The sequence below is a fragment of the Enterococcus sp. PF1-24 genome (assembly GCF_029893325.1).
Taxonomy (GTDB): domain Bacteria; phylum Bacillota; class Bacilli; order Lactobacillales; family Enterococcaceae; genus HY326.
In genome coordinates this window covers 1-8318 of sequence record NZ_JARXWL010000055.1, presented here as the reverse complement: position 1 = coordinate 8318, position 8318 = coordinate 1, and the positions used below count along the sequence as shown (strand labels likewise).

Annotated in this window: 9 protein-coding genes; 2 read left to right on the top strand and 7 right to left on the bottom strand. The window is 33.3% G+C overall.

Annotated elements, in window-relative coordinates:
• Window positions 1-114: 114 nt before the first annotated feature.
• Window positions 115-501 carry a DUF805 domain-containing protein gene (locus tag M2139_RS13955; protein WP_280739450.1) on the bottom strand — a complete coding sequence of 129 codons (387 nt, stop codon included), beginning with the start codon at window positions 499-501 and terminating at the stop codon, window positions 115-117.
• Window positions 502-825: 324 nt separating this feature from the next.
• On the opposite strand from M2139_RS13955, the gene M2139_RS13950 reads away from it, so the two are divergent.
• Both M2139_RS13950 and M2139_RS13945 read left to right on the top strand, forming a co-directional pair.
• On the top strand, window positions 826-1806 hold the full coding sequence (locus tag M2139_RS13950; RefSeq protein ID WP_280739451.1) for a MucBP domain-containing protein: 981 nt from the start codon (window positions 826-828) through the stop codon (window positions 1804-1806).
• Window positions 1806-2537: a MucBP domain-containing protein gene (locus tag M2139_RS13945; RefSeq protein WP_280739452.1), complete on the top strand. Its 732-nt coding sequence runs from the start codon at window positions 1806-1808 to the stop codon at window positions 2535-2537. The genes M2139_RS13950 and M2139_RS13945 overlap by 1 nt, the downstream gene beginning before the upstream one ends.
• Before the next feature lie 75 nt (window positions 2538-2612).
• Here M2139_RS13945 and add read toward each other — a convergent pair whose 3' ends face one another.
• The 6 genes from add to M2139_RS13915 all read right to left on the bottom strand — a co-directional run bounded on the left by add (window position 2613) and on the right by M2139_RS13915 (window position 8082).
• On the bottom strand, window positions 2613-3614 hold the full coding sequence (gene add / locus M2139_RS13940) for an adenosine deaminase (RefSeq protein ID WP_280739453.1): 1002 nt from the start codon (window positions 3612-3614) through the stop codon (window positions 2613-2615).
• A gap of 75 nt (window positions 3615-3689) precedes the next feature.
• On the bottom strand, window positions 3690-5105 hold the full coding sequence (locus M2139_RS13935; protein ID WP_280739454.1) for a PTS transporter subunit EIIC: 1416 nt from the start codon (window positions 5103-5105) through the stop codon (window positions 3690-3692).
• 30 nt (window positions 5106-5135) lie between these two features.
• Complete coding sequence (locus M2139_RS13930) at window positions 5136-6065, bottom strand: nucleoside hydrolase (protein WP_280739455.1); 930 nt, start codon at window positions 6063-6065, stop codon at window positions 5136-5138.
• A gap of 163 nt (window positions 6066-6228) precedes the next feature.
• Complete coding sequence (locus M2139_RS13925) at window positions 6229-7011, bottom strand: DeoR/GlpR family DNA-binding transcription regulator (RefSeq protein WP_280739456.1); 783 nt, start codon at window positions 7009-7011, stop codon at window positions 6229-6231.
• A 129-nt stretch (window positions 7012-7140) separates the two neighbouring features.
• Window positions 7141-7632 (bottom strand): DUF2922 domain-containing protein, encoded by a 492-nt coding sequence (locus tag M2139_RS13920; RefSeq protein WP_280739457.1) that lies wholly within the window; start codon window positions 7630-7632, stop codon window positions 7141-7143.
• A 186-nt stretch (window positions 7633-7818) separates the two neighbouring features.
• A complete protein-coding gene (locus tag M2139_RS13915; RefSeq protein WP_280739458.1) occupies window positions 7819-8082 on the bottom strand; it encodes a hypothetical protein in 264 nt (87 codons plus the stop codon).
• Window positions 8083-8318: the final 236 nt, after the last annotated feature.

Sequence of the window (8318 nt, the reverse complement as noted above, 5' to 3'; positions counted from 1 at the left end):
ATGCTAAAAAGCACCTCCTGTTAAATTCATTTTACTTGAATTCAACAAGAAGTGCTTTTTTATTATGTCCCACTATTCTGGGTCAGTTCCAAATTTATGGTGAAAGCTTTTTTCTTATACATCTGATTGATTCCAACGCCAACGAGAATAAGGTTTACTTGGCATAACAAAAAAGATAAATAGAATGACCGGACCAATAATGGGTAATAAGTACAATAAAATCCACCAGTTACTACGATTCGTATCATGTAACCGGCGAGCACGAATCGTAAAATTCGCTAACCAAATTAAACAAGTTAATATCGCAAATCCCACTGCCGGTAAACTCATCTTAGTAAAACTTTCGGTAACTGAATCATAATAAGTTTCAATATGCGTTGCCCAACCATAAATTGCTAAAACCAAATAGTTAGCTAATTGTGGCCACCAATACTGACTTCTGGTAGCTTTGGCATCCATCAAGGTGATATTTCGCCAATATTCCTTATAGGCTTGAATCATTATAACCACGACCTTTCCGCTCTAATTGATGACTCAATTATCTCTCGAAAAGCGAAAAAAGCAAAATCATACGACTTACAAAATTCAAATTCAAAAATAACAATTCATTTTTTTATAATAAATAGTTTTAAAACATATAAATTGATATATTAAAAAATATGTATATAATTAATAACAAATTCAAAAAAATAAGGAGTACCTGAATGAAAAAAAGAATAAGTTATTTACTAATTGGTTTGTCATTATTAAGCAGTAGTTTACTTGCAACTACCACTGTTTCGGCAGAAGGTCCGATAGAAAGTCCCATGGTTTCCACTAGAGTAGATGAATCCAACCTTAATGATTTGGATGCCAGATTCAAATTTACAACAATTTATACTGGAATATTTTGGTTTAGAGTCAACCGATGAAATTACTCAAGAACTGCTTGAAGATGAAGCTTTTTACTTAAATTATCAAGATTTATTAGAAGTTAAAAACTTTAAAGGGTTAGAGTATGCAAATTTCATACACCTAAAATTATATCCCACAATAGAAGATGACGGTCCTTATTTCCCAGTTTTTGAGCTTATAAAAGATCCTATATTACGTGCTAAAACAGATTTAGAGTATTCTTATCCAATTAACTATCTTTTTACTAGTGGAATTGATTTCTCACAATTCGCTGGTTATCGCAACGTTCATATAGATCCTTATAGTGATAGTTTGTACACTGATTATGTTGTTTCTTTAGATCAAAACAACTATAAAAGCTTTTTTATTAGTTACGAAGATTTAGGGTTACATAATTTTTCACCGTCCTTAATAATTCAAGATGATAGTTCTATGATGATAGAAATTAAAGATGAAAATTATCAATCCGAAAATCCACTTTATTACGTAGCTACGCCGCTGGAAACTGGTTTTCAATTTGATTTTGCTGAAGCTGAGAGTGTAAACTTTGATTATTCTCAAATTGCTGGAATGTCATTCTTCAATCCAAAAAACTCTTTTATGAAAGGGCCTATACTGGATATTGTTTTCAATGACACGAGTAATTTAGTGGATAGCTATATTCATCTTAGTGTAAATATTGATTTTGCACCCCTTAAGGTAGAAGATACTTCGGTAACTGTTGAATATTGGGAATATGATTTAGCTGGTAATCCCGTTGAAAAAATCGCTGCCGATAAAACTTTAACAGGTGCAATTGGCGATCGTTACCATGCAGAAATTAGCAATATTTCTGGTTTCACTTTTAACGGTGTAGTTGTTGGTAATGATTTAAACCCGATTAGTGGGCTAATTGAAGATAAAAAAAAGTAGTGAAATTAAGTTATAGCAAATTAAACGCTAACGTCAATCAAGGTTTAGTTTTAGCACAGTATCAAGATGAAAATGGTAAACCAATTTCTGCCGATGTTTTACTAAAAGGCAATCTTGGTGGGAACTACTCAACAACGCAAAAAACAATTACTGGTTATACTTTTAAAGAAGTTATTGGTAACACTACTGGTCAATTTGGCAGCCAAGTGACGGTAGTCACTTATGTTTACAAATCTAACGGTGGGACTGGTAACCCTGGTAATCCCGGAAACCCAGGCAATCCTGGTGGGACAGTTCCTGATGAAGTTTTATTACCGATCTGGCGAGCGTATAACTTAAATGATGGCGATCACTTATATACAACTAGCAAAGAAGAATATGACTGGATTGTTGGTTTAGGTTGGCAAGCAGAAGGTATCGCTTTTTACAGCGTAACCCCTACTTACCAACATGCCAAACCAATTTATCGTTTGTACAACCCTAACTCTGGCGAACATTTCTATACATTAGATAAAAATGAATATGAAACTGTTGCTGCTAAAGGTTGGAACAAAGAAGAAATCGGTTTTTATATGGTACCTAAAGAATTAGGTTACCCAATTTATCGGGTCTTTAATCCTTTTGCTAAAGGACCGGGTTCACATTTATTCACACAAAGTCATCCGGAAGCTGATTGGTTGATTGGTTTAGGTTGGCTTGATGAAGATATTGCCTTTTATAGTGCAAGATAAATAAAAAATCGAAAAGCTGAGATAAAATCAAGAGTACATACTCTGACTTTATCTCAGCTTTTTCCATAGCAATTATCAATATTTTTCTATCTGTGCCATTAATTCTTGTTTTACTTTTTCTTCAGCAAAGATATATTTGATTGTATTTTTTGTTTGCTGAAGAATAGCTGCTGCTGATAGTTTAAAGCAGTGTTTGTTCATTTGCAAAAATTCATTAGTTAATGTGGTATTAGAAACCGTTCGATTATCGGTATTAAAACTAAAAGCTACACCCTGCTCCAAAAATAGAGCTGCAGGATAACTTTCCCAGCTTTTAGCAGCACCTGTTTGAATATTACAAACTGGACACATTTCTAATAAGATATTTTCCTTAGCTACTGTTGCCAGCGCTTCAGTTGACTGCATCAAAGCAATGCCATGACCAATCCGTTGGGCACCGTAATCAATCGCAGCTAATGCACTTTGCAAATCACCTGTTTCACCAGCATGAATAGTGTAAGGAATTCCTAAACGACTAGCATAACTAAATAGATCTTGATATTCACAAGTCGGATATTTCGATTCATCACCTGCTAAATCAATAGCGACAACCGTGCCAAAATATTTCTTGACTAAATCAATTACTTTTTTATTATCTTTTTCCAGCTGTCGCCGCATACAACAAAAAATCAATCTAACTTTGATAGGATATTGTTTTTCTGCCAAATGACAAGCTTCAATTAAAGCTTCTGCAACTTCTTCCAGAGAGAAATCAGCATTAGCTAAATGTAATGGCGATAAGCGAATTTCTAAGTAAATAATATTTTCACTAACAGCTTGCTGAACAACATCTAATAAAGCTATCTGTAAAGCCTTTTTCGTATGTAAACCAGCTGCTACAATGCGAAAACAATTGATATACTCTGTTAAATTACAACTTTTACTAGCTATCATCAATTGATTTAATTCTTCATCTGAGAATTTTAACGGTAAACCCTGTTCTTGATAAATTTCACGCAGTGTTTGGCGCTGAATCGAACCATCTAAATGACAATGAAGCTCCACTTTAGGTATAGCTTTTATTTGCCAAGCTTCCATCAACGACACCTCTCTTGTTTTTAAAATAGTTAATTGACTCACAACCGACAAGCAGATTGTGAGCCAATATTTTTATTAATCTTCTCTATAAGTAAAATAAGTTAGTAAGAAAGAAACTACCATGGTAGCTAATGTCGCTAACGCAACAATCACCACATAAGTTGCATCTCCGGTTTGGGGATTAATGAAACCACCAATTCCTAAAACACCAATGGTACTAGCGAAATTGTGAACCCCAGTCGTTGCAATAATCAAAGCACCTACTGCAGTCCCGATACAGGTATAGACGAAGCGTTTTTTCACAGGTAAAGTAATCCCATAAATAGAAGGCTCAATAATACAGAAGAAATCAGAAACCATAGCAGGTAGACAAATTTTCTTGATTTTTTCATCCTTTGTTTTTAAATAAACCGCAAAGACCACTGCCATTTGTGCTAATGGTGCGGTAAAAATCATCGGTAGTAAATAATCTGCACCAGTTGTCGCCAAATTATTGATACCAATCGCTACCAACGGCCAATGTAGGCCCAAAATAACTAATGGTGTATATAAAGTTCCCACAAATAAAGCGGTTAAGATTGGTGAAAAACTAAATAAAGAAGAAATAGCTGTAGAAATAATGCTACTTGCGATATTAGCAATTGGTCCAAAAACAAGAATCGTTGCTGGCACACCAATCAACAATGTTAAAAATGGCACAAAAGTAAAATGCAATGATTTAGGAATAATTCTCTTAGCTAAACGTTCTAATTTTGATAAGAAGAACATAGCAAAAATAATTGGGATTACTGTAGAAGTGTAACCAGTTTCTGGAAAAACTATTGGCAGACCTAAAAAGGTACTGTGAATACTTGTTTCAATAATTGTTCCACTTAATAATTGGTACATAGCATCAGAAGTTGTTAAATCTGCTAATAAATTCGGGAAAACCAATGAAGCACCAACAATCATTCCAATAAACGGATCCGCATTAAAAGTTTTAGCACTGGTGTAGCCTAAAATAATTGGAAAAAAAGTAAATAAAGAATAGCCGATTGCATTTAAGATAACATAAGTTCCGTCACCAGGACCAATTATTTTGAAGGCAACTAGTAAGGACTGCACTCCTAAAATTAAAGAACATCCCACCATCACGCCTAATGTTGGGGTGATAATTTTAGTAATCGTGTCAATAAACCGATTTAAAATAGTCTTTTTATCCTCATCTTCTGCTTCAGAAATGCTTTGTGCCTCTGAAGTACCAATGGATAATTTTGGCAACATCTCTTGATAAATATCACCAACTTGCATCCCAACAACAACTTGATACTGACCATTAGCCGCTTGAGCAGTCATAATTTCCTCGTGATTAACTAAAGCATCGCGATTTACCAACTGCTCATCTTTTAATGTAAACCGTAATCTAGTGACACAATGTGTCAAAGCAACAATATTCTCATCGCCACCAACATTTTCAATGATAAAAGCATTTAACTTATCATATTTCCCCATAAAAAGTCCTCCTAGTTTAAAGTATTAAATTTAGATACTTGTAATGTTTGCCAGTTTTTTAAATAAATCTTCTAGTAATTTATCTCGTTCGACAAAATAGACATATTTGATAAAATGTCTTCTGAAATCTTGGCTGTAATAATGATTATCTTGCATAATTGGACTATTTACCAATTTATCTTTCATAAACTCATCACCTAAAAGCCAACCAATCGGCACCACATCCCACAATGCACGGGACCAAACTTCGCCACCATTTCTAAGATTAGTGATTTTCGCCTCCTCTTCTGTTTTTGCAACCATATAGTCACAAAAACTATTTTTCCCTTTTAACCAATATTCCAATTCTGGTCCAGTTGTCGTAAATGCTGAAATAACCCCCATGCCAGGAAATTGAACTAATGGTAATGGTGTATCTAATAAAACTCTGGCAGCTACTAAATCTTGACGGCAATTAAAAGATAAATTATTATGCCATTCATAGCCTAAGCCCCCTAGCCATAAAACCACAATATGATCAACTATTTTAGGTTCAAGTAAAATAGCAGTCGCAATGTTAGTAGCTGCAGCAATACCAATAACATATAATGGATTTTCAGAACTATGAGCCAAAGCCGTTTGGATCAAATGCGCCACCGCATCACTCAGTTTAGGTTCGGCATTAACTAAAAATTCCGTTGAGCCTTTAAAAGTAATTTCTTTAAATTCTGGTCGGTTCAATAACTTATAGACATTTAAGATTTCATCATAACTTTTTTCCATGCCTTCTTTAGGACTAACTGAATGATGATTTAGAAAAGGTGCTGCATAGACTCCTAAAATGTTAAATTTTTCTTCTGACTGAATCATATACGCCAAAGCATATTGATCATCAATTTCATTAAAGGTATCTGTATCCAAAACTACATCAACTTTACCAGTTGGTCTTTCTAACTTTTTTATAATTTCGCTATTATCCATATTCCAAACTCCTTTTTTGGTTTTTATCAAATTGAAAGCATTTGCACAAACCTAATTATATACAGTTTTTTGGTGTTTGTCAAATATTGTTTTGCAAATACCAAAATATCGGAAATAAAATAAGCAACGTTATTTGGTTTTCGCCAAATAACATTGCTTATTCTTAAATATTTAAAATTTGAACATTACTTTTTTCTAAACATCCTTTTTGCTCTTCAGTAAAAGTTATTTCCGTGATAATTGCGTGATAATCACTTGCTTGATTGACTTTCCACATAGCAATACTTGGGTATTTACTTTTTTCAATCAATAGGACACTTTGGCTGCTATTCTTAATGATTTCTTTTTGTAAATCCGCATCCCGTTCTTTATAAGCCGTTATTTCTAAGGCTTCATTAATTGCTCCGGGACTTAAAAAAGCCAGATCAGCTTTTAGAGATTTCATCTGATTAAGGGTTGTAGAACCATAGGAATTCTCTTGAGCTAAACTAAACGTTCCACCTAAAAAGACAATATGAACATCTAACCGCTTTTCTTGAACATACTGCATAATACTAAATGAATTAGTAATGATTGTGATATTGTTTAATAAATGGGGATACTGGGTAAGCGTGTGAATCAAGACGACTGAAATACTATTATGTTCAATTACAATCACTTGACCAGGTTTAATCAACTGACAAGCTTTCTCAGCAATTTTACTTTTTACTTTAAAATTAATTTCTTTTCTAAAAGAATAAGGAATATCTCTTGCGATAGTGGTATGAGCCAACGCCACACTACCATGAGCTTGCACCACACTATCTGCTAATTGGGGAGATTTCAAATCAGAACGAATGGTTTCAGTAGTCACATTTAGCAACTTGGCTAATTCAGTTAAAGATATGATTGGATTATCCGTAAGCAGCTCGATAATCTTCCCTCTTCTTGTATCAACTTTCCCCATAAACTCACCCTTTCTGCTTTTAACGTCACTTATATAAAATAACTGCTAGTGCTTTATCAGTCTAATTGTATCACAAAGAAGTTTTTTTAGGATATAGTTTTTGAGAATGTTCCTTTGATTTATTGATAACTAGCTTAAAACATCTGGTCCCCTTTGCCGATTACTAGCTTTTAGATAAAATAATTGTTCTGCTAATTGGTAAAAGCTAGCTAATCTTAAAGCTAATTCATAGGTTAATCTGTCTTGATAAATTTTTAATTCTATTGGCAACTTGTTAACCAACCTTAAGTCATTCTGCAATTCAGTAATTTGCGTGACTGAACTTTCATCATCTTCCGCAAGTAATTCACCAAATTTCTGATTCACTAATAATGTCAAAGCTTCTTCTTCACCAGAATTCTTACTGACATCAAATAGTGGCGTGGTGATGATTTCCACATACTTAGCGCTATGAATTTTAGTACATAGCTGGACTCCGTTTTTAACAAATATTTTCAAAGCGACTAATTTTTCCATTAAATAGTAAACCTTTTCCGGTGCTAAATTTTGAGCAGCATGTTGAATAATAAAAGTTTTCTTGCTACCATCTTGATTCCAAAAAGTTAAGTGTAATTTTTTCATGATTGACTTCCTCGTTTTCTTTATCAGTGATTTACCTTACACTCTATATACGAAAGTTTGATAGCAAAATGTCACCCTATTTTATTTTCAACTTTAATGAATAAAATTACTTTTTATAAAAATCGACTGTAAACATAAAAAAACTTGATTAGCAGCAAGGCTAACCAAGTTTTATAGATTGTTACTTTAATTCTCTCTACTTTTCAAAAAAGTACAAAAACCAAGATACAGCACCGCTAAGAAGCAAGCTAAATCTAAATGACTAAATTGTAGCGGCATGCCTCTACCAATAATTAAGTTAGAGACACCAATCAAGGTAGAAATTATCAGCGCCAAGCTGAAACTTTGGCTTGAAGCAACCATTTTCACCTCAGCATCGCCTTTTTGTTGCTGTGTATAAATAGCAAATAAAATAATTGCTAATTCGATAATTATTTTGATTAAGTTCATGTTTTTCTACCTTACTTGTTAAATTTTTTTATTGATAAACTCTATATTTAGACTTTATCATGTCTTTTATAAAAAATAATAAGTTTGTCTTAAATTGTAGATATTTTGTCTTTTATAACCTTCAAGAAGTTAATTCATAACAAAAAAGGGGCTGTGACATAAGTAAATTATGTTCGTAGTTTCAAAAAAAAGAAATTCTATGAAAACCATTATGGTTTTGTGGGATTTCTGTTTTT